Origin of the sequence: Paenibacillus sp. FSL H7-0716 (genome assembly GCF_038002705.1) — a bacterium.
In the GTDB taxonomy this organism is placed as follows: Bacteria; Bacillota; Bacilli; order Paenibacillales; family Paenibacillaceae; genus Paenibacillus_AQ; species Paenibacillus_AQ odorifer.
Genome location: NZ_JBBODA010000002.1, coordinates 251,551 through 270,818, shown reverse-complemented (window position 1 = coordinate 270,818; position 19,268 = coordinate 251,551). Strand labels below are relative to the sequence as shown.

The following is a 19,268-nucleotide window of genomic DNA, read 5'->3' as shown; positions in this document are numbered from 1 at the left end:
CTGCGATTAGAGCTATACATAGTGTGCGAGTGCGGAAGTCGGGGACTCAATCCTAGTTGTCTTAATCTTTTTCGTATCTAGGCACCGCCAGTCTGCAAGCGTGTCCCTTTAGGGACGAAAGCGATCTTTCCCCGACCTATCTATGTTCAGTAATACTAACTCCTACGCTAGTTGCACTTAACGGGTGTCCAGAGGGCAGAGCCCTTGGGGCCCTCCCTTGGAAGGGAGGGTTTGGGAGGGATCGATAAAGGTTTGAAAATGGTTTGGAAATGGTTTGAAAAAGGCTTTAATATGGTTTGAGTTTTGTATGAAGGAGAGTTTAAGTTGGAAATACTATTTAGCGATTTTTTTCAGCGGGCGCTTGCGGGCGGACTGCTGATTGGTATAACAGCGCCGCTTATAGGCGTTTTTCTTGTGCTTAGACGATTATCCATGATCGGAGATACGCTGGCTCATGTTACTATAGCGGGGGTGGCACTCGGTTTTCTAACAGGATTTTATCCGCTGGGCGCAGGCCTTATCTTTGCAGTGGTAGCGTCCTTCGCGATTGAAAAGCTTCGCAAGGCTTATAAGAGTTATGCGGAGCTGTCGATTGCCATTATAATGTCGGGCGGAGTGGCGTTGGCTTCACTATTTTTCACCTTAGGAAAAGGGTATAATGCTGACGTAATGAGTTATTTGTTCGGCAGCATTTATACACTCGATAATACCGATTTGATCGTGGTAGGCATAGTGACTATAGCTGTTGTAGTGGTAGTTTCGATGTTCTTTAAAGAGTTCTTTTTGCTTAGCTTTGAAGAGGATGCAGCAAGTGTAAGCGGGCTTCCGGTGAAACTGCTTAACATGCTGATCACCATTCTGACAGCACTTGTGATTAGCACAGCCATCAAGATCGTAGGCTCGCTGTTGGTATCTGCTTTGTTGACTATTCCGGTTGCAATCAGCTTATTGCTATCCCGTAGCTTTAAATCCTCGGTCATCCTGGCGGTTATTATTTCGGAGATTGCCGTTGTAGGTGGACTAGTGGTAGCTGGCGTCTGGAATTTGGCTCCCGGTGCAACTATTGTGCTTTTGCTCATATCATTATTGGTATTAACCTTGATCGGTAAAAAGGGATTGCCAGCATAAACAGCGAATTAAGTAATCGGTATCGCATTAGGCAAGCATAAACGCCTTCGGTGTCCTTGTAAGGACGATAAGCGTTTAGGCGAGAAATATAAGAAAAGCAATGATGATGAATTTATCCTTTCTTATATTAAAAAAAGGAGCCATAAACAGCTCCATGAAGTGACTCGAATGCCGGAAGGAGAGCCGCTATTTTGTCTAATATCAATGCAGGAATTGCTTTAGCCGCAGGGGTGGCATCGTTTATATCGCCATGCTGTTTACCGCTGTACCCCTCTTATTTATCGTACATTACCGGGTTATCTGTTCAACAATTAAAATCAGGCAGCAACTCTAAAGAGGTTCGTGTACGCACTCTGACTCATACATTGGCATTTATATTAGGTTTTTCTGCAGTTTTTTACACACTTGGTTTTGGAGCTGGGTTATTCGGGCAATTTTTTAATGGCCAGCGTGATCTGATCCGGCAATTGTCGGCGATTCTAATTATTGTAATGGGTTTATTTTTGCTTGGGATTTTTCAGCCCCAGTTTCTACTTCGCGAACGGAAGCTTGATTTAAAATGGAAACCGGCGGGTTATGTGGGCTCCTTTATTTTCGGGATTGGTTTTTCTGCGGGTTGGTCACCCTGTATCGGACCGATTTTGACGGCAATTATTGCTCTTTCGGCAAGCGACCCGGGCACTTGGTTTACATTGATTACCGCGTATAGCATCGGATTTGCTTTGCCATTTTTTCTTTTAGCCTTTTTCCTAGGCGGAGTGAAGCGTATCCTCAAGTATTCGAATCTGCTGATGAAGATTGGCGGCGTCCTTATGGTATTTATGGGTGTTTTGCTGTTCACGGATCAAATGTTCCGGATCACAGTGTGGCTACAAGGAATAACACCGGATTGGCTGATTTTTTAGGTGAAGTAATCAATACCTGCTTCCGGAAAATGCTCGAAAATCCGCTCTGTGATAAATTCTCGCAGGGCGGTTTGCTGTTCATCCGGATAGACATATTTGTTCTGTCCCCAGCGGCCCCATTTCTTTTTGCGTTTCTCCATGTCCATTTCTAGTTTGGATTTCGGGTAACGCTTCTCAATTACAGTCTTGGCTGTTTTGGTGAATCGGTGCTGAATCATTTCAAAGGTTAGACCTTTTCCGATTTCTGGCGGAAGGGTCTTGGCTAATTTGGCCAGCAACTCTGCATAGCCTTCCTGCCAGCCGTCATACCAAATAATTGGGGCAATAATGAAGCCCAGTGGATAGCCGGCGCGGGCAACCTTTCCAGCCGCTTCAATTCGCTCTTCAAACCGTGAGGTAGCAGGCTCGAAATTTTTAATCACATAGTCAGCATTCACGCTAAAACGAATTCTGGTATGTCCGTTATGCTGCAAATCGAGTAGAGGTTCAACATGTTGGTATTTGGTCACAAAGCGCAGGCGGCCAAGGGGCTCCGCTGCCATGAATGAGATGAGTTCAGACAGAGACCCGGTAATATGCTCCAGTCCTAACGGATCTGAGGTACAGGCTGCTTCAAAAGTCGTGATTTCAGGGCTGCGCTCCTCGATATATTTTTTTGCGGCGTCAATGATGTCTTCGGTGTTTACATATACACGAATGTAAGGCTTTGCACCTAAAGTAGTCTGCAAATAACAATAATGGCAGTGGCCCATGCAGCCAGTTGCGATCGGAATTGCATAATCTGCGGAGGGTTTGGATTGGTCAAACTTTAAGGTTTTGCGCAGGCCGACTACAAGTGTTCTTTTGGCAATTTTATATTGCTCGACCTCTGTGTCACCCGGGAAATTCATTATACGGTTATGCGATGTAGTCATACGATAGGGGATATTGTTAGCCTTCACCCATTCCATGATCCGTTCACCTTTCGGGTAATTTAAAGCATCCGGCTCGAAGAAAACAAGCTCGGGGACAAAAAGGGCTGTAGCTTTTCTGGTTCTTTTTACGGGAGGGGTCTCAGGTGTCACAATAGTCATGAATTCACGCTCCTTCTGAAAGATGAGTACGTTTATTATGCCTAACTGAGTCTCATTAGAAGCATGGCAATCATGGGTAACTCCTCAGCATGTTCTCTTGAAGGACTTGCCAAGGGGCGTTAGAAACATGTATCATTGTTAGAGCAAGGTTTGGCTCGGCGCCAGGTTCATTATAGAAAAGAGGTAAATTTTAATGCCAACACCCAGCATGGAGGATTATTTGGAGCGCATATATAAGCTCATTGATGAGAAAGGTTATGCGCGGGTCTCGGATATTGCCGAGGGACTGGAAGTACACCCCTCCTCTGTGACCAAGATGATCCAAAAACTGGATAAGGACGAATATCTCATCTATGAGAAATATCGTGGGCTTGTCCTAACCAACAAAGGGAAAAAAGTAGGGAAACGTCTTGTTGATCGTCATCAACTATTGGAAGAATTCCTCGGTTTGATCGGAGTACAGCAGGAATTTATCTATAATGATGTTGAAGGGATCGAGCACCACCTGAGTTGGGATTCGATTACACGTATCGAAACGTTGGTGGAATATTTCCGCCGCGATGAAGAACGTCTGCAGACTTTATATGCTATTCACAATGAACTGGCAAGCGATTCTTGAAATGTTTTTTCCCGAAACGGATACCGTCCTTAAAGTTATGCCCAGCAAGGCTTTGTTGAGCATAAACTACTTGATGGTATAGCCGTTTCTATTTTGTTTAGTGCAACCTTTCCCAGTTTTTAGCGTCAAAACGGATAAGTCCTTTTTCTGGCTGAGACTGATACCGCTCTTTTGAAGGGTGGAATCGGTACATCAACTTGGAGGATTGATCCGTTTTTTCTTTTTTTATAGGATACATATTATTTAGATTTGGGGAGGAATTATGAATTATCGTAAATGGATGTTGGGATTGCTAGTATTAGTATTGTTTCTGCCTTTATGGTCTCCTGGGGCACGTGCGGCAGCTGTGCAGATTACCATTGAACTGGATGGCGAGGCGCTGGCAAGCGATGTGCCGCCGTATATCACAGCTTCGAATGTAACGATGGTGCCAATTAGCGTCATTAGTAAAGGGTTGAATGCTGGAGTAGTTTGGAATCAAAGCAGTAAGACAGTAACAATCACGCAAGGAGATACAGAGATCAAGCTGACCAGTGGCCAGAAAAGTGCATTAGTTAATAATGCTTCTGTAGCCCTCGACACCTCAGTACAGATTAAGCAGGGACGGGTTATGGTGCCGCTTCGTTTTGTAAGTGAACAATTGGGGTTACAGGTTATCTGGGATCAGGCTACCAAACATATTTCTTTGTACTCTAATACAGAGCCGCCGCAGGCTGCTGATCCGGAAACACCAGCAGTACCTACTGCGACTCCAGTCGTTACACCAACGCCGACCCCAGCTCCTACAGCGACTCCAAAACCGACCTCGCCAACAGTTCCAAGTATTCCTGGTGCGTCGGCTAACAAGGAGATGAAGGGAGCCTGGATCTCTACAGTATTTAATCTGGACTGGCCTTCAGTAGCTTCTGCAGGTAACGAAGCGAAACAAAAACAAGAATTTGATAATCTGCTGGACAAGCTAAAAGCTGTGGGTTTTAATGCTGTTTTTGTACAGGTTAGAACCTCAGCAGACAGCCTGTACCCTTCTGTTCTAGTTCCTTGGTCTAAGGTGCTGACCGGCACCCAAGGAAAAAATCCGGGTTATGACCCGTTGAGCTATATGGTCAGCGCTGCACATTCACGCGGTATGCAGTTCCATGCATGGTTCAACCCATTCCGCGCGACAACGGATGCTTCTACATCCGCATTAGCAAGTAATCATGTGGCTAAGTCAAATCCGGAATGGATTGTGGACGCCGGAGGTAAAAAATACATCAATCCAGGGATCCCAGCAGCCCGCCAGCACATTATCGATACAGTGTTGGAGGTCGTCAAAGGCTATGATGTAGATGGTGTCCATTTGGATGATTATTTCTATCCTTCAGGGGTATCTTTTGCCGATGATACTGCTTATAAGACTTATAACACGAAGAACCTGTCCTCTAAGGCGGATTGGCGCCGCGATAATATTAATGAATTTGTCCGTCAATTGGGAGAACAGATTCATAAGGTGAAACCGAAGGTTTCTTATGGAATTAGTCCGTTTGGTGTATGGCGTAATATCAAAAAAGACAGCACAGGTTCGGATACCACAGCTGGAGTTACCGCTTATGACGATATGTACGCCGATGTTCGGACATGGATCAAGCAAGGCTGGATTGACTATGTAGCACCGCAAATTTATTGGAGTTTGTCCTTTAGCACTGCCCGCTACGATAAGCTAGTAGATTGGTGGGTTAAAGAAGTAGAGAATACGAATGTTAAGCTCTATATTGGGCAAGCTGCTTATAAGGTTGGAGCAAGTGACCAGAAAGCAGAATGGCAAAGTGGCGACCAAATCATCAACCAGCTTAAATATAATGAGAAATATAAAGAGGTTGCAGGCAGCATTATGTTCAGAGCAAATGACATTGTAGTCCGCAATCCGTTTGGATTATCAAATTTGCTGACCTTTTATTTTCAGTCCAAATAAGATAACTGTTCTAGATAAGGAGTCATGAATGCTCCCCCGTGCTCATAGATAAGCAATAGAATCTATGGGAAACGGGGGATTTTTGTGTATGGAGATTAACGCTGTGTTTGAAGGAGGGGGAGTTAAAGGGATTTCTCTCGCTGGAGCAGTTGAAGCCACGGAAAAGGCGGGGCGAACCTTTAAAAAGGTCGCTGGAACCTCCTCAGGCGCGATTGTAGCGACTTTACTGGCTGCGGGTTATGAAGGTGAGGAAATGAGTCGGATTATCCAAGGAACTTCTTTTTCATCGTTTATGAAGCGAGCTCCCATCTATAATACGGCTTGGGTAGGTCCTGCACTGCGAGTGTTATTGAAGAAGGGATTGTATTCGGGTGAAGCCTTGGAATCGTGGATGAGATCGCTTTTGCTAAAAAAGGGAATTATCACTTTTCGTGATCTGCCTCCAGGCAAACTATCTATAATTGCTTCTGACATTACCAATGGCCGGATATTGGTCTTACCAGATGGGTTGGAACAGTATGGAATCTCTCCTGAACATTTTGAGGTGGCTAAGGCTGTGCGTATGAGCTGCAGTATTCCTTATTTTTTTGATCCAGTGATGCTCAGGTTAAATGGACAGTCCGCTAGAGGGAAGTCTTTTATTGAGCAATTTGTATACGTTGTGGACGGAGGATTATTAAGCAATTTTCCTTTATGGCTATTTGACGGGATGGATAGTAAAGTGCCGGGGAAAAGAATCCCTACGGTAGGGTATCAAACAGTAGGTAAAACCGACCCGCAGCCCCACAGGATTAGGGGACCGTTCAGTATGCTGCAAGCTATGGTAAGCACCATGCTGTCTGCTCATGATGAGAAATATATTGAAGATGATAAATATGTCCGCACAGTAACCATCCCAACGCTTGGTATCGGCACGACCCAATTTAATATTACGAAGATGCAAAGCGACGAATTGTATGCCGCCGGACTGAAGGCAGGGGAAGACTTCTTTAAGGAGTGGCGCCCCAGATAAACAAGCATGCTTTATAATATCAGAAAAAAAGCATCCCGCACGTTATTTTGAAACGTGGAGATGCTTTTTGGTGTTTGTTTTTATTTAGTTAATGGTACTTCGGAAGCTGATCATCGTTTTTCCCTTTATTTCCTTCGATGACTTGGAAGGGATAACTTTTGCGTTTGCCTGGTGGTGCTTGTGTCTTGCGAATCCCAGCAACCTTGGACATGGTTTTCTGCGAAGGTTTGACTTTGATTCTAGATCCATTGCTGCTGCGAGCATATTTCCCTGGTCCCATTTTGTAAGCATAATACACAATTGCTAACAGTACTAAGGGGAGAATCAGCTTCGACAGCGTATAGAAAGGCTCAGTCAAGACTCCAATCACAAAACCGAATATTGCAAGAATTACTGAAATCCAAAAAATTAAAGCATGCCTGATCATAGGACACTCATCCTTTCGCAGGATCCAATATGCCGCCTGACACACTTGCCTCTGTATATCCTCTGGCTTCAATCTCTGCATCAAGTTCACGCATACGATTAAAAGAAGCGATGGATACTTCTACCTGATCATCCTTTGGTTCTTTGGTAGTGAGCAGCTGCAGCCATAGTCCAGGGTATCCCAAGTATTTGAGACCTGGAATTTCTCTTACTGCGTTGGTACCCTTCAGAACCTCAAACGAAACACCGATTACGACAGGCAGCAGAATAATCCGTTGGATCACACGTTCCCAAAGATTATCCCATGGTACTACGGAGTAAATAATAACGCCGAGGATAATCGTCAGCATCATAAAACTGCTTCCGCAGCGGTAATGCAGACGGCTGTATTTCTGAACGTTCTGGACAGTCAGCTCTTCGCCTGCTTCAAAGGCGCTGATGACTTTGTGTTCCGCACCGTGATACTGGAATAGCCGCTTGATCACAGGTGTTTGCGAAATCGCCCATAAATAGACCAGCAAGAGAACCATTTTAATGCCGCCTTCTATGAGGTTGTGCAGTACATAGTTATCAAATGCATTCTTGAATAAAAAATCTTCGACAAATACTGGTACAAGCGTAAAAATGAGCTTTCCGAATAAGAAGGAGAGAATACCCATTACAGCAACGCCAAAAATCATTCCTAGGCTCCAGCCTTCGTCCTTTTTCTTCGGCTTAGCTTTCTCTTTCGCCAGTTCTTCGGGTTCCAATTCATCTTCGGCATAGGATTCAGCCGAATAGTTCAAGTGCTTAGAGCCTTTGGCGCTGGCATCTATAATACTGACAAGGCCGCGAAGCAGCGGAATCTTGCGCAGTTTAGTGACCCAGCTCTTATCGCTTCTTGGCACCTCCAAAAATGTAATCTCCTGATTCTTTCGTCGCACGGCTGTTACATTAATATGCTTGCCGCCGAACATGACGCCTTCAATGACGGCTTGGCCGCCATAGCTGGGAGTTTCCTGGGACAACCAATTCACCTTCCCGTAATTAATATGATTTATATAATACATTGTAACTAATTTTTGAAGACATTACTAGTTGGATCGCCTTTTGCTGCACATACTACCTTATATGGACAAGGAGAGACAAATCGGTATTAAAAATACGGAAAGAGAGGCAATTCTATGAGCAAATCACATCAACAACAATCAGATCATACTAATATTTGGTTTTTTGCGCTCGAATTAGGTTTTTTCGCAGGTTTGATTTGGGGAGGGCTGCACTGGTTAATTTACTGGTTCAGCTTTACCAAGGTTAGTCCTGGTTATTTAGCAGAGCCGTTTTTTAAACATACTTTTCTGACAACAATGTATGGACATCTCGTGGGTTATTTGTTTTTTATCTTATTTTCAGTGATAGCCTCACTGCTATATGTGCTTATTCTGCGCAAGCTGAAGGGGCCTTGGCCAGGATTGGTTTATGGTGTTTTGTGGTGGGTAGTTATATTTATTCCCGGCTCGCAAATGTTTCTTATGCAGCCGCCTTTTAAGCTGCCGTGGAACACTGTGATTAGTGAGTTCTGCCTTTTTTTACTTTGGGGGATGTTCATTGGATACACAGCGGCGATTGAGTATACCGACGAACGAAAGCGTGAGCAAGCGACTGCACTTGCCTAACGGCTCGAAAAAACTTCTCAAGGGGATATCCCTATGTTAAAATACAATGTGGCTATTTCGAGAGGAGAATGAAAATGGGTAACGAGCGCGTCTCCAAGCTGCGTAAGGTTTTGCAGGATAAAGGATTGGAAGCAATGTTGATAACCAGCGGTTATAACCGCCGCTATTTAAGTGGATTTACCGGATCGTCCGGTTATGTATTGGTGACAAGCGATGATTGTTATCTGCTAACTGACTTCAGGTACATGACACAGGCTGCGGATCAAGCGGTAGGAGTTAAGGTTGTAGAGCATGGTCCTAAATTTATTGATACAGTACGCGAGTTGCTGCCAACAGGCAGTGAGGTACGTGTTGGTTTCGAACAGGATGATGTCTCATTCAGCGCTTATACCTCATATGCGGAAGCCCTTAAGCCGGCAGTGTTAGTTCCAGTTACTAAAGCCGTGGAAGACCTCCGTATGTTCAAGGATGCTGAAGAGCTTGCTGTTATGCAACGTGCAGCTGATCTGGCTGATGCTACATTCAATCATATTCTGAATGTGATCAAACCAGGCATGACTGAAAGAGACGTCGATTTGGAAATGGAATTCTATATGCGTACCCACGGGGCAACTGCGTCATCGTTTGATACGATTGTTGCTTCAGGTGAACGTTCGTCCATGCCGCATGGCGTAGCAAGCAGCCGTGTAATTCAAGGTAATGAATTTATTACGCTTGATTTCGGTGCACTACTCGATGGATACTGCTCAGATGTGACTCGTACCATTGCACTCGGAGCTCCAGATCCGAAGCTGAAAGAAATCTATGATATTGTGCTGGAAGCTCAGCTACATACGTTGGCACATATCAAACCGGGTATGACTGGACGGGAATGTGATGCACTGGCACGTGATATCATCGCTAGCTACGGATATGGTGATCAATTTGGACATAGTACGGGTCATGGACTTGGAATGGAAGTTCATGAATGGCCGCGTTTGTCCAAGCTGAGTGACGATATCATGCAGCCGGGAATGGTCGTTACTGTAGAACCAGGTATCTATTTGCCGGGGATTGGCGGAGTACGTATTGAAGACGATATTGTGATCACCGAGAGCGGAATATCGCTGCTGACCCATTCGTCCAAAGAATATACAGTACTGTAAGTAAGAAAAGTAGTGGTTTAATTATCGAATTCAGGAGGGATTTTTAGTGATTTCAGTAAACGATTTTAAGACAGGCTTGACCGTAGAGGTGGACGGTGATATTTTTACCGTTCTTGATTTCCAGCACGTTAAACCAGGTAAAGGTGCAGCGTTCGTTCGCTCTAAACTGAAAAACCTGCGCAATGGTAACACTGTAGAGCGTACTTTCCGTGCAGGTGAAACTATTGGCCGTGCTATTATTGAGAACCGTGGCGTGCAATATTTGTATGCAAGCGGATCGGAGCATGCTTTCATGGACAATGAAACTTATGACCAATTCGAATTGTCCAGCAAGCAGCTTGAATGGGAATTGAACTTCCTTAAAGAGAACATGACTGTAAACATCATTAGTTACCAAGGTGAAATCCTTGGGATTAACCTGCCTACCAGCGTAGAGCTGAAGGTTGTTGAAACTGAGCCAGGAGTGAAGGGAAATACTGCTCAAGGCGCTACTAAATCGGCCAAGCTTGAAACAGGTCATTCTGTACAAGTTCCTCTGTTCATCAATGAAGGAGATGTGCTGCTTATTGATACTCGCGAAGGTAAATACATCTCCCGCGCGTAGGAAGCATCATACTTGCCGAACTTATAACCAATCAGCCTCCCCCGTTATTACGGTGGGGGGTTTTTGGTATATAAACGAGGATGCATGAGGAACAGTATGGGTGAGAATGTTATACTTACGAATTAAAGGATTAGAAGGAGGCGCATATGAGAAAATTAATTATTTCTGAGTTCATATCCCTTGATGGTGTTATGGAAAATCCACAATGGACCTTCTCATTCGGAAGTGAAGAACAGGAGCATTTCAAGTTTGCTGAACTGAAAGCTGCTGACGCTCTAATGTTAGGACGGACAACCTACGAAGGTTTTGCAGAGGCTTGGCCAAATATGGTTGAGCAGACAGGTGAGTACGGTGAAATGATGAATGGATATGCTAAGTACGTAGTCTCCACAACTCTCGAAGAAACAACATGGAGCAATTCAAGCTTGATCAAGGGCGATCTTGTTCAGGAGGTGTCCAAGCTGAAGGAGCAGCCGGGGAGAGATATTCTCGTTTTTGGCAGTCGTACGCTTGCGCAGAGCCTGATGCAGCTTGGCCTTGTCGATGAATATCAGCTTCTGGTCTTCCCGATTCTGCTGGGTAGCGGTCAGCGCCTGTTCGATAACGTTGGTGAAGAGAAGACGTTGGAGCTAGTGGACTCCAAAAGATTCAGCTCTGGAGTGATGGCCCTGACTTATCGACCAGCTTCTCAATAAAAAACTGGAAGACGGGTGAAATGAGGTCAGCTAGTGTCTTGAAGCTGACCTTATCTTTTTGTTAGCTTCTGGAAAATCAATAATTTTTTAATGAAATCATTAACGCATTACGCTATTTTCGTATTATACTGGTTTAAAGCGGGAAACCGATTAGAAGCAACTACATAGACCGATATGGGGAGTGAGTGGGACTTTGTCACTTTATGTTATGAAATTCGGAGGCAGCTCCGTCGGCGACACAGAACGCATGCAACGTGTTGCCAAGCGCATCGCAGACAAGCAGGATGAGGGACATCGCTGCGTTGTAGTTGTATCTGCTATGGGGGATACAACAGATGATTTGATCGATACGGCGAAGCAATTAAACGGGCAGCCGCCTGCACGTGAAATGGATATGCTGATGACAACAGGAGAGCAGATTTCCGTTGCTCTTTTGTCCATAGCTCTTCATGGGATCGGGCGGAATGCAGTATCTTATACAGGATGGCAGGCCGGGTTCCGTACAGACGAAACCCACGGTAGAGCTCGTATCAATGATATTGATCCACACCGTGTAGTAGCGTCTTTGGAACGCGAACAGATCGTTATCGTTGCCGGTTTCCAAGGGATGACTTTGGATGGTGAGATCACTACCCTGGGCCGCGGAGGATCGGACACGACAGCTGTAGCCCTTGCGGCTGCTATTCAAGCAGATGTATGTGAGATTTATACCGACGTTGATGGTATCTATTCTACAGATCCACGCATTGTGAAAACAGCCCGTAAGCTGAACGAAATCTCATACGATGAGATGCTAGAGCTTGCCAATCTGGGAGCGGCGGTACTACATCCGCGTGCAGTGGAGTATGCTAAGCGTCATCAAGTTAAGCTGGTCGTTAGATCGAGCTTTAATCATAATGAAGGTACTGTTGTGAAGGAGGAAGCAAGCATGGAGCAAGGAGTCGTAGTTAGTGGGATTGCTTATGATAAGAATGTAGCACGTGTCAGTATTCTAGGAGTACCTGATGTACCAGGTGTACTCGCTCAAGTCTTCGGCAAGCTGGCTGAAGAAGGCGTAAACGTTGATATCATAGTACAAAGTGGTGTGCAGAATGAGCAGGCTGACTTCTCATTTACAGTTTCACTTGATGAACTGGACCGTGCGAAGGAAGTAATTAAAGAAATCCATAAAACTTTACCTTACCGTGAAGTAACGTCCGAGGATAACCTCGTTAAGGTTTCTATTGTTGGCGCGGGTATGGTTAGCCATCCTGGTGTTGCGGCTCAAATGTTTGATGTGCTCTCCCAAGAGGGCGTAAGCATTAAGATGGTCAGCACGTCTGAGATTAAGGTTTCTTGTGTAATCGAATCCGGCAATTTGCCATCGATCATTCAGGCGCTTCACACCGCTTATAATCTGGATACAACTGAGCAGGCCTTTGTTGGTGGTCCTAAGGATCGTCGTTAAGAGCCATACAATCAATTAAAAGGGAGATCCTACAGCTATTTAGCTACGGGGTCTCCTTTTTGGGCATCAGCTATAAATGAAAAGGAACGCTGCAGGTTTGAATGCAGCGTTCCTTTTTACATCTATATGGGTATTTATCCTAAACGTCTAAATCGGCCTAGAATTTCAACAGTCTCAAGTACATTGACGAAAGAGCTTGGATCCGTCTCAAGGATAGTCTTACGCAGCTCTGACAGCTCATAGCGGGTCGTTACGGTCATCAGCATTGTATTGCCCTCGTGACTGTAACCGCCCTCTGCGTTGACTACTGTGATGCCATGAGGCAGCTCTCTAAGACGATTCAGCATTTTATCCCGTTCCTTGGTAACAATGAAGCAGGTTAGTTTAACATGACGAATATGAATCATATCAACCACTCTGCTTTTTACAAAAATACAGAGCATAGCGTATAAGGCTGAGTCCCAGCTTTTAAAGAAACCTAAACTCAGAATAACGATCCCATCCATTACGAAGAGTACATTCCCAATAGGTATATCCCGCTTACGTGTAATAATCGAGCCTAATATATCAAATCCTCCAGATGAGCCCCCGGCACGGAGAGAAAATCCAACCCCGCCAGCAATAATTACGCCGCCAAAAATACTAGCCAAAATCGGGTCTTTGGTCACTTTCACCGCAGGAATAATTGTCATGAACCAGGTGGTAGCTAAAACGGAAAGCATGCTTAGTAAGATGTACTTTTTCCCCACTGCAATAAATCCCCAGATCAGAACAGGAAGGTTTATCGCAAAATAAATGATTGAGATGTACTTCGGATTAGTTACATACCCGATGACTGAAGCCACCCCCGCTACCCCGCCGCTTAGCAGTTGATGAGGAATTAGAAATAATCTCATCCCTGCGGCGACTAAAAAAGCTGAAAAAATAATGATTGCCGCTTCTCTTACTGGTCTGACTACGGACCGCATGCTGAGCGGTAGCCCGTAATTTCGTACGTGCATGACACAAATCCCCTCTTTTTCTTATGTCTTTTTAGTTTGCCTTTTTTTGAAAATATAAACTCACTATATTTCCAATTAAAAAGGATACCACAGATGAAGGCGTTCGTAAAAATTATTTTATCGTACTGATTATATTTATTTATGAACCCACTCACTATGAATTCTTTCACAGTCTGATCTGCAAATCTGTCATTTCTCATTGTCTAAAGTGAAAAAGCCACGCATATCCATGAGTAATAGAAAGCTAAACAAGCCTCAGATCTCTTTTGGTATGAATGAATTAGTAAAAGGAGTGGAGTAGATTGGACAAGTATGTAAGCTGGATGGCGACTCTGCGGTTGTTCTCGGGCAGTGCAGAGATTATAGCTGCGCTGATAATGCTCAGATTAAATCAGGTCGATAAAGCGCTGGCTGTCAATTCTGGACTGGCTTTGGTAGGCCCGACCATATTGATATTGACGACAGCTATTGGCCTGACTGGGATGGCACAGCAGCTGTCATGGAGCAAATTAGGCTGGGTGGGCTGCGGTGTAGCCTTTCTCTTAATCGGGATTTTGAAAAAATGATAGATGATAGGCATATTAGGCGCGTACAAGCATAAATATGGAATAAAGCAATTAAGTAGAGGACAGCTTGGGGGTACTTTGTATGGCAGATGATTGGCTGCAATTGTTTCCTGAAAAAGTAAGAGCGCTGTTAAAGTGCCTTCCCCTTCCGCTGCTAGGAATGGTGGAGGAGATTCGTGTCCGTGAAGGTCGTCCGCTGGAAATTAACTACTCTGGTAAATATCACTTTCTAAGAGTGAATGGCAGTTTGACGCAGAGGCCTGAAGAAGCTTACAAGCCGGATCGGGAAGACACTCATCGACTGCTAGACCTGATCAGCAACCATTCGCTATATACGATGGAAGAAGAGCTGAGAAAAGGATTTATTACGATTCCCGGCGGTCATCGGATAGGACTTGCTGGTCGGACAGTACTGAGTAGCGGAGGTGTAGAGCATCTTCGTGATATCACTGGCTTTAATGTCCGAATTGCTCGTGAAGTACCTGGAATCGCAGATGGAGTGTTGCCTTATTTACTGGACAAGGGGCGGCAGCGAATGATGCACACCTTGATTCTCTCCCCTCCACAACATGGCAAGACTACCCTACTCCGCGATCTTGCGAGACAAATCTCCTTAGGGGAATTGGGCAAGCGCGAAGGGATTAGACCGGGGCTGAAGGTGGGAATTGTTGACGAACGGTCTGAAATTGCTGGCAGCCGGCGTGGTGTTCCCGCTTTTGACGTGGGTCCGCGGACAGATGTTCTTGATGGCTGTCCCAAGGCAGAAGGCATGATGATGATGATCCGGTCGCTATCGCCAGATGTATTAATCGCGGATGAGATTGGGCGTCCGGAAGATGCCGAAGCAGTTACCGAGGCACTGCATGCCGGAATATCTGTCATTGCTTCCGCTCACGGAAAAGATGTAACAGAGTTGGCTCGTAGGCCGGGTCTTGGAGGACTGCTGGAACAAAAGATGTTCGAGAGATATGTCATACTCCATCGTTCAGAAGCAGGTCTCACGTTTCGTATTCTGGATGGTCAGAAAAGAGGAATGCTGCTTATCTCTCCCGGGGATCGACTAGGTGGTGATTTGCATGCTTAAGCTGTTCGGTGCTGTGCTCATTGTGGTGGCTGGTACGCTTGCAGGTCTCCAGTTTGCTCGTCAATATGCAGACAGGCCCAGACATATCAGAGGTTTAATAGCAGCACTACAGCGGTTGGAAACAGAGATCATGTACGGCTTCACCCCACTGCCGGAAGCCATGCGGCGGATTGGGAATCAGTCGAAGGACCCGCTGAAATCGTTGTTTGTCAAAACAGCGGAGGAGATGAGCCCTCCCTATGACAGAAGCGCCCAGGATGCCATCCAGCGGGCGATGGAAGCATATTGGAAGTCTACCGCTATGAAGGGGACAGAAAGAGAGATTCTTCGCCAGCTCAGCTGTACTCTCGGCACAAGCGATAGGTCGAATCAGAGCACTCATATCGCGTTAGCATTGCAGCAATTGAAGCAGGAGGAGTCGGTGGCCAGAGAGGATCAAGGCAAATATGAAAAGTTAAGTAAAAGCCTGGGTCTGCTGCTTGGAGTACTGATCGTCATTTTGATCTTTTAGCGAGGTGCCAGGAATGAATATTGAAGTCAATGCGATTTTTCAAATTGCCGGCATTGGCATAATTATCGCCATGATACACACGGTGCTCAAACAGATGGGAAAAGAGGATTTTGCACATTGGGTCACCGTGATCGGGTTCGTAGTCGTGCTGTTCATGGTGATTCGTATGCTGGACGGGTTGCTGCAGGAAATAAAAACGATCTTTCTTTTTCAATAGGCGTGCTATGGAGATTATTCAAGTTGTTGGGATTGGGCTGATATCGACCATATTGATTCTCGTACTGAAGGAACAAAAACCGATGTTCGCCTTCCTTCTTGCTACTACAACAGGCATTCTAATTTTCATGTTTCTGATCGGCAAGATCGGAATGATCCTCTCTACACTGGAGCGGGTGGCTGAGTCATCGGGGATGGAAATGATTTATTTGAAGACTGTTTTCAAAATCATCGGCATTTCCTATATCGCGGAGTTTGGTGCACAGATTGTACGAGATGCCGGTCAGGAATCAATTGCTTCCAAAATAGAACTCGCCGGCAAAGTGCTAATTATGGTACTAGCCGTACCCATTATCAGCATCATTATCGAAACCGTCATGAAACTACTGCCTGCTTAAAGCAATCGTGAAGAGAGCTGAGCAACGAATCGGGAGGAGAAATTATGCAAGAGCGCAGTGTTTTCCGACCTCCAAAACTAAAAATAATACTGCTGCTGCTTCCATTCTTTTTCATACTATGGTTTGCAGGTACAGCTCAGAGTGTGCAAGCTTCCTCAACACCAGAATCCGGCAGTTCTTCCCCGGTAGATCAGTGGGTTAAGAGCCAGGTGAATAATTTACCCAAAGATAAAGTCGAGTCGTATTGGGATCAGCTGATGAAGGATTATGGTGGTTTTTTCCCGGACGGGGCCACACCTACGCTAATGGACATGCTGCTTCCAGGAGATAAGGGGCTCAGCTTAAAGGGTGTATTATCTGGGCTTCTAGGCTTTATGTGGCATGAGGTTCTGTACAATGGAAAGCTGCTCGTGACGATTGTGATGATCAGTGTGCTCAGCATGATTCTGGAGACGCTGCAAACCGCTTTTGAGCGAAAAACGGTCAGTAAGGTCGCTTATACGCTCTGTTATATGGTGGTGCTGGTTATTGCCGTGAACAGCTTCAATATCGCTATTGGTTATGCAAAGGATGCTATCGATCGGATGATCGATTTCATGATGGCGATGATTCCACTGCTGTTCGCGCTGCTGGCTTCGATGGGGAATATCGTTACAGTCTCCGTCACCCATCCGTTAATTGTTTTTATGATTCATACGGTTGGCACCATGATCCACACCCTTGTTTTTCCGCTTCTGTTCTTCTCGGCTGTGCTGCATCTGGTCAGCGCATTGTCGGAGAAATATAAACTAACCCAGCTGGCTAATCTGCTGCGAAACATCGGTGCTGGATTGTTAGGTGTACTGCTAACTGTGTTCTTAGGTGTAATTTCCGTTCGAGGGATAACAAGCTCAGTAACGGATGGGGTCACCATTCGGGCCGCTAAATATATTACAGGGAATTTTGTTCCGGTCATCGGCAAAATGTTCGCGGATGCCACAGACACAGTAATCTCAGCTTCACTGCTGGTGAAGAATGCGATCGGATTATCGGGTGTCATTATCATATTGTTCCTGTGTGCTTTTCCCGCGATCAAAATCCTGGTGCTTGCCCTTATCTACAACATAGCCGCTGCAGTGATGCAGCCGCTGGGAGAGACGCCGATTGTGGTCTGTCTCCAGACGATTGGAAAAAGCATGGTCTACGTATTCGCTGCTTTGGCTGCTGTTTCCTTAATGTTTTTTATGGCGGTTACGATCATGCTGACTGCGGGCAATTTGACCGTAATGATGAGGTGAAGCAACAAAACTTTTAGGAGGGAAACCATGAGCTGGTTGGGCGGTTGGCTGCGGGAGATCATCCTGGTTGTGCTGTTGGCGTCATTTGTTGAATTGCTGCTCCCAAGCAAATCCATGGAGCGTTATGCAAGATTGGTGCTAAGTCTCCTAATCCTGCTCACGATGCTCAGCCCTATCGTCTCTCTCCTGAAAGGTGATGCAATCTCCGAACTGAGTATCGCTATGGGACAGCAAGAGAAAGAGGGCGGTTTGTTCACTGGCGGAGGGAAGGGAGACCCATCCTTGGAACAGATTCTGGCAGATGGGCAAAAGCTTGCACAAGGCCGTCAGGAACAGAGTCTGCAGCTCGCTGCCGAAGAGGTGGCGGGTCAGATGAAAGAGCAGATTATCAGCGAGACCGGCAAACGCGGGGTTAATGTCACCGTAACACTGGGCATAGGGAAGTCTGGCGGCACCGGTAACGAAGACGTCCCTGTCATTTCTAATGTAAGGGTCTCTATGCCTCAGACAACGGCTAACTCCCCGGGTACTTCCGGAGCTTCCAGCCCAGCGACTACAGCACCCATTACAATCTCTCCTGTAGCACCTGTAGAAGTTAAAATTGGCGCTAATCCGGGAGATAACGTAGAGAGTGAAGCGACATCATCAGCTGAACCTAATAAAGCAGTGAACGGAACTGTAGCTGAAGACAGCGCGTCCTCGAGTGAAATGGAGTCCATTGTAAAGCTGCTGGAGCTGAAGTGGGATTTGGATCCCAAAGTCATTCAGGTGGATGGCAGCGTGGCTAGTAACGTCAAATCATGAGCTTGATGTTTCTAAGAAACTATAATTTTTAGGAGGGATGGGAGTGGGCAATTGGCTGAAAAAGCTTGAGCAGTGGGCTGGGGGTGGGGCCGGCAGTCCAAAGAGAAGCCATACCTTTCGCTGGCTGATCATTCTGGGTCTGCTGGGCGCAGCGATCATGCTATTCAATTCCTTCGTTAATGTGAAGAGGATTGATAACGAGAATACAGGGCGTGAGCCGCCGGTGAATCAGTCCTCTCAAACGGCGCTGGTGCAGAGTGATCCAACCACAACGACCAATTCGTTCGACAGCATCGAACTTGCGATGGAGAACCGGATGAAGGAAATTTTGGAGAAAATCGTTGGCGTCGGTACAGTCGATATCATGGTTACAGTGGAGTCTACAGAAGAAATTGTCGTGGTGCGTAATATGAATGACTCCCAACAGCTTAGTGAAGAGACGGATGCCAGTGGGGGGAAACGTCATACGACACAATATACGAGGGATGGCGAAATCGTAACCTACTCGCAATCAGGGGACGAGACACCCATTGTGACGAAGCGGATCAAACCTCAGGTACGCGGCGTACTGGTAGTTGCCAAAGGGGCAGAGAACAAGGTTGTTCGTGGACTCGTCGAGCAGGCTATAGAAAAAGGCTTGAACGTCCCAATCCAACGCATTTCAGTAGTGCCACGCAAACAAGAGTAGCAGGAGAAAGTCAATAAGTGAGTGCTTCCGAAGCAGCCACTAGATTAAATTTTAGGAGGAATT

At 45.7% G+C, this 19,268-nt stretch carries 22 protein-coding genes; 18 read left to right on the top strand and 4 right to left on the bottom strand.

All coding sequences use genetic code 11. The features are described 5' to 3' along the window. Positions 1–324: 324 nt before the first annotated feature. Positions 325–1,128: a metal ABC transporter permease gene (locus MHH60_RS04130; RefSeq protein ID WP_036682884.1), complete on the top strand. Its 804-nt coding sequence runs from the start codon at positions 325–327 to the stop codon at positions 1,126–1,128. Between the two features lie 191 nt (positions 1,129–1,319). Then, positions 1,320–2,033, top strand: coding sequence for a cytochrome c biogenesis CcdA family protein (locus MHH60_RS04125; protein ID WP_076134507.1), 714 nt, complete (start codon positions 1,320–1,322; stop codon positions 2,031–2,033). On the opposite strand, the gene splB is transcribed toward MHH60_RS04125, so the two are convergent. After that, entirely contained in the window at positions 2,030–3,106 is a 1,077-nt protein-coding gene (gene splB, locus MHH60_RS04120; protein WP_076134506.1) for a spore photoproduct lyase, read from the bottom strand. The genes MHH60_RS04125 and splB overlap by 4 nt on opposite strands. 193 nt (positions 3,107–3,299) lie before the next feature. Between splB and mntR the strand changes: the two genes are divergently transcribed. From mntR to MHH60_RS04105, 3 genes are all read left to right on the top strand, one after another. Beyond that, complete coding sequence (mntR, locus tag MHH60_RS04115; RefSeq protein ID WP_036682880.1) at positions 3,300–3,725, top strand: transcriptional regulator MntR; 426 nt, start codon at positions 3,300–3,302, stop codon at positions 3,723–3,725. Between the two features lie 262 nt (positions 3,726–3,987). Next, positions 3,988–5,676: a family 10 glycosylhydrolase gene (locus tag MHH60_RS04110; protein WP_076134505.1), complete on the top strand. Its 1,689-nt coding sequence runs from the start codon at positions 3,988–3,990 to the stop codon at positions 5,674–5,676. A gap of 88 nt (positions 5,677–5,764) precedes the next feature. Beyond that, positions 5,765–6,688, top strand: coding sequence for a patatin-like phospholipase family protein (locus tag MHH60_RS04105; protein ID WP_076134504.1), 924 nt, complete (start codon positions 5,765–5,767; stop codon positions 6,686–6,688). A gap of 88 nt (positions 6,689–6,776) precedes the next feature. Here the strand turns inward: MHH60_RS04105 and MHH60_RS04100 are convergent, their stop codons facing one another. Both MHH60_RS04100 and MHH60_RS04095 read right to left on the bottom strand, forming a co-directional pair. Beyond that, complete coding sequence (locus MHH60_RS04100; protein ID WP_076134503.1) at positions 6,777–7,115, bottom strand: hypothetical protein; 339 nt, start codon at positions 7,113–7,115, stop codon at positions 6,777–6,779. Between the two features lie 7 nt (positions 7,116–7,122). Next, positions 7,123–8,070, bottom strand: a complete 948-nt coding sequence (locus tag MHH60_RS04095) for a DUF1385 domain-containing protein (RefSeq protein WP_094901946.1) — start codon at positions 8,068–8,070, stop codon at positions 7,123–7,125. Positions 8,071–8,277: 207 nt separating this feature from the next. Between MHH60_RS04095 and MHH60_RS04090 the strand changes: the two genes are divergently transcribed. The 5 genes from MHH60_RS04090 to MHH60_RS04070 all read left to right on the top strand — a co-directional run bounded on the left by MHH60_RS04090 (position 8,278) and on the right by MHH60_RS04070 (position 12,660). Continuing rightward, entirely contained in the window at positions 8,278–8,769 is a 492-nt protein-coding gene (locus MHH60_RS04090; RefSeq protein ID WP_036682865.1) for a YqhR family membrane protein, read from the top strand. Positions 8,770–8,843: 74 nt separating this feature from the next. After that, positions 8,844–9,914, top strand: coding sequence for a M24 family metallopeptidase (locus tag MHH60_RS04085; RefSeq protein WP_076134502.1), 1,071 nt, complete (start codon positions 8,844–8,846; stop codon positions 9,912–9,914). Between the two features lie 46 nt (positions 9,915–9,960). After that, positions 9,961–10,518: an elongation factor P gene (efp, locus tag MHH60_RS04080; RefSeq protein WP_038572538.1), complete on the top strand. Its 558-nt coding sequence runs from the start codon at positions 9,961–9,963 to the stop codon at positions 10,516–10,518. 146 nt (positions 10,519–10,664) lie between these two features. Continuing rightward, entirely contained in the window at positions 10,665–11,213 is a 549-nt protein-coding gene (locus tag MHH60_RS04075) for a dihydrofolate reductase family protein (RefSeq protein ID WP_076134501.1), read from the top strand. A 193-nt stretch (positions 11,214–11,406) separates the two neighbouring features. Next, a complete protein-coding gene (locus MHH60_RS04070; protein ID WP_036682855.1) occupies positions 11,407–12,660 on the top strand; it encodes an aspartate kinase in 1,254 nt (417 codons plus the stop codon). A gap of 134 nt (positions 12,661–12,794) precedes the next feature. On the opposite strand, the gene MHH60_RS04065 is transcribed toward MHH60_RS04070, so the two are convergent. Further along, on the bottom strand, positions 12,795–13,661 hold the full coding sequence (locus tag MHH60_RS04065; protein WP_081382367.1) for a YitT family protein: 867 nt from the start codon (positions 13,659–13,661) through the stop codon (positions 12,795–12,797). 302 nt (positions 13,662–13,963) lie between these two features. On the opposite strand from MHH60_RS04065, the gene MHH60_RS04060 reads away from it, so the two are divergent. From MHH60_RS04060 to spoIIIAG, 8 genes are all read left to right on the top strand, one after another. Then, positions 13,964–14,227: a YqhV family protein gene (locus MHH60_RS04060; protein ID WP_371915730.1), complete on the top strand. Its 264-nt coding sequence runs from the start codon at positions 13,964–13,966 to the stop codon at positions 14,225–14,227. A gap of 82 nt (positions 14,228–14,309) precedes the next feature. Then, positions 14,310–15,311 carry a stage III sporulation protein AA gene (gene spoIIIAA / locus MHH60_RS04055; RefSeq protein ID WP_076134500.1) on the top strand — a complete coding sequence of 334 codons (1,002 nt, stop codon included), beginning with the start codon at positions 14,310–14,312 and terminating at the stop codon, positions 15,309–15,311. Continuing rightward, on the top strand, positions 15,304–15,822 hold the full coding sequence (gene spoIIIAB, locus MHH60_RS04050) for a stage III sporulation protein SpoIIIAB (protein ID WP_076104383.1): 519 nt from the start codon (positions 15,304–15,306) through the stop codon (positions 15,820–15,822). The genes spoIIIAA and spoIIIAB overlap by 8 nt, the downstream gene beginning before the upstream one ends. Positions 15,823–15,835: 13 nt before the next feature. Continuing rightward, a complete protein-coding gene (gene spoIIIAC, locus MHH60_RS04045) occupies positions 15,836–16,039 on the top strand; it encodes a stage III sporulation protein AC (RefSeq protein WP_036682849.1) in 204 nt (67 codons plus the stop codon). 7 nt (positions 16,040–16,046) lie between these two features. Further along, on the top strand, positions 16,047–16,436 hold the full coding sequence (gene spoIIIAD, locus MHH60_RS04040; RefSeq protein ID WP_036682847.1) for a stage III sporulation protein AD: 390 nt from the start codon (positions 16,047–16,049) through the stop codon (positions 16,434–16,436). 44 nt (positions 16,437–16,480) lie between these two features. Continuing rightward, positions 16,481–17,713 (top strand): stage III sporulation protein AE, encoded by a 1,233-nt coding sequence (gene spoIIIAE, locus MHH60_RS04035; RefSeq protein WP_036682845.1) that lies wholly within the window; start codon positions 16,481–16,483, stop codon positions 17,711–17,713. A gap of 27 nt (positions 17,714–17,740) precedes the next feature. Beyond that, the gene (gene spoIIIAF / locus MHH60_RS04030) at positions 17,741–18,517 is read left to right on the top strand and encodes a stage III sporulation protein AF (RefSeq protein WP_076134499.1); all 777 of its coding nucleotides are present in this window, start codon (positions 17,741–17,743) and stop codon (positions 18,515–18,517) included. Positions 18,518–18,560: 43 nt separating this feature from the next. After that, positions 18,561–19,205: a stage III sporulation protein AG gene (gene spoIIIAG, locus MHH60_RS04025; RefSeq protein ID WP_076134498.1), complete on the top strand. Its 645-nt coding sequence runs from the start codon at positions 18,561–18,563 to the stop codon at positions 19,203–19,205. Positions 19,206–19,268: the final 63 nt, after the last annotated feature.

Excerpts from the sequence above, each read along its gene's own strand:
- splB (WP_076134506.1), bottom strand. The coding sequence starts at position 3,106 with ATGACTATTGTGACACCTGAGACCCCTCCCGTAAAAAGAACCAGAAAA.
- mntR (WP_036682880.1), top strand. The coding sequence starts at position 3,300 with ATGCCAACACCCAGCATGGAGGATTATTTGGAGCGCATATATAAGCTC.
- MHH60_RS04110 (WP_076134505.1), top strand. The coding sequence starts at position 3,988 with ATGAATTATCGTAAATGGATGTTGGGATTGCTAGTATTAGTATTGTTT.
- MHH60_RS04105 (WP_076134504.1), top strand. The coding sequence starts at position 5,765 with ATGGAGATTAACGCTGTGTTTGAAGGAGGGGGAGTTAAAGGGATTTCT.
- MHH60_RS04100 (WP_076134503.1), bottom strand. The coding sequence starts at position 7,115 with ATGATCAGGCATGCTTTAATTTTTTGGATTTCAGTAATTCTTGCAATA.
- MHH60_RS04095 (WP_094901946.1), bottom strand. The coding sequence starts at position 8,070 with ATGTTCGGCGGCAAGCATATTAATGTAACAGCCGTGCGACGAAAGAAT.
- MHH60_RS04090 (WP_036682865.1), top strand. The coding sequence starts at position 8,278 with ATGAGCAAATCACATCAACAACAATCAGATCATACTAATATTTGGTTT.
- MHH60_RS04085 (WP_076134502.1), top strand. The coding sequence starts at position 8,844 with ATGGGTAACGAGCGCGTCTCCAAGCTGCGTAAGGTTTTGCAGGATAAA.
- MHH60_RS04075 (WP_076134501.1), top strand. The coding sequence starts at position 10,665 with ATGAGAAAATTAATTATTTCTGAGTTCATATCCCTTGATGGTGTTATG.
- MHH60_RS04065 (WP_081382367.1), bottom strand. The coding sequence starts at position 13,661 with ATGCACGTACGAAATTACGGGCTACCGCTCAGCATGCGGTCCGTAGTC.
- spoIIIAA (WP_076134500.1), top strand. The coding sequence starts at position 14,310 with ATGGCAGATGATTGGCTGCAATTGTTTCCTGAAAAAGTAAGAGCGCTG.
- spoIIIAB (WP_076104383.1), top strand. The coding sequence starts at position 15,304 with ATGCTTAAGCTGTTCGGTGCTGTGCTCATTGTGGTGGCTGGTACGCTT.
- spoIIIAC (WP_036682849.1), top strand. The coding sequence starts at position 15,836 with ATGAATATTGAAGTCAATGCGATTTTTCAAATTGCCGGCATTGGCATA.
- spoIIIAD (WP_036682847.1), top strand. The coding sequence starts at position 16,047 with ATGGAGATTATTCAAGTTGTTGGGATTGGGCTGATATCGACCATATTG.
- spoIIIAE (WP_036682845.1), top strand. The coding sequence starts at position 16,481 with ATGCAAGAGCGCAGTGTTTTCCGACCTCCAAAACTAAAAATAATACTG.
- spoIIIAF (WP_076134499.1), top strand. The coding sequence starts at position 17,741 with ATGAGCTGGTTGGGCGGTTGGCTGCGGGAGATCATCCTGGTTGTGCTG.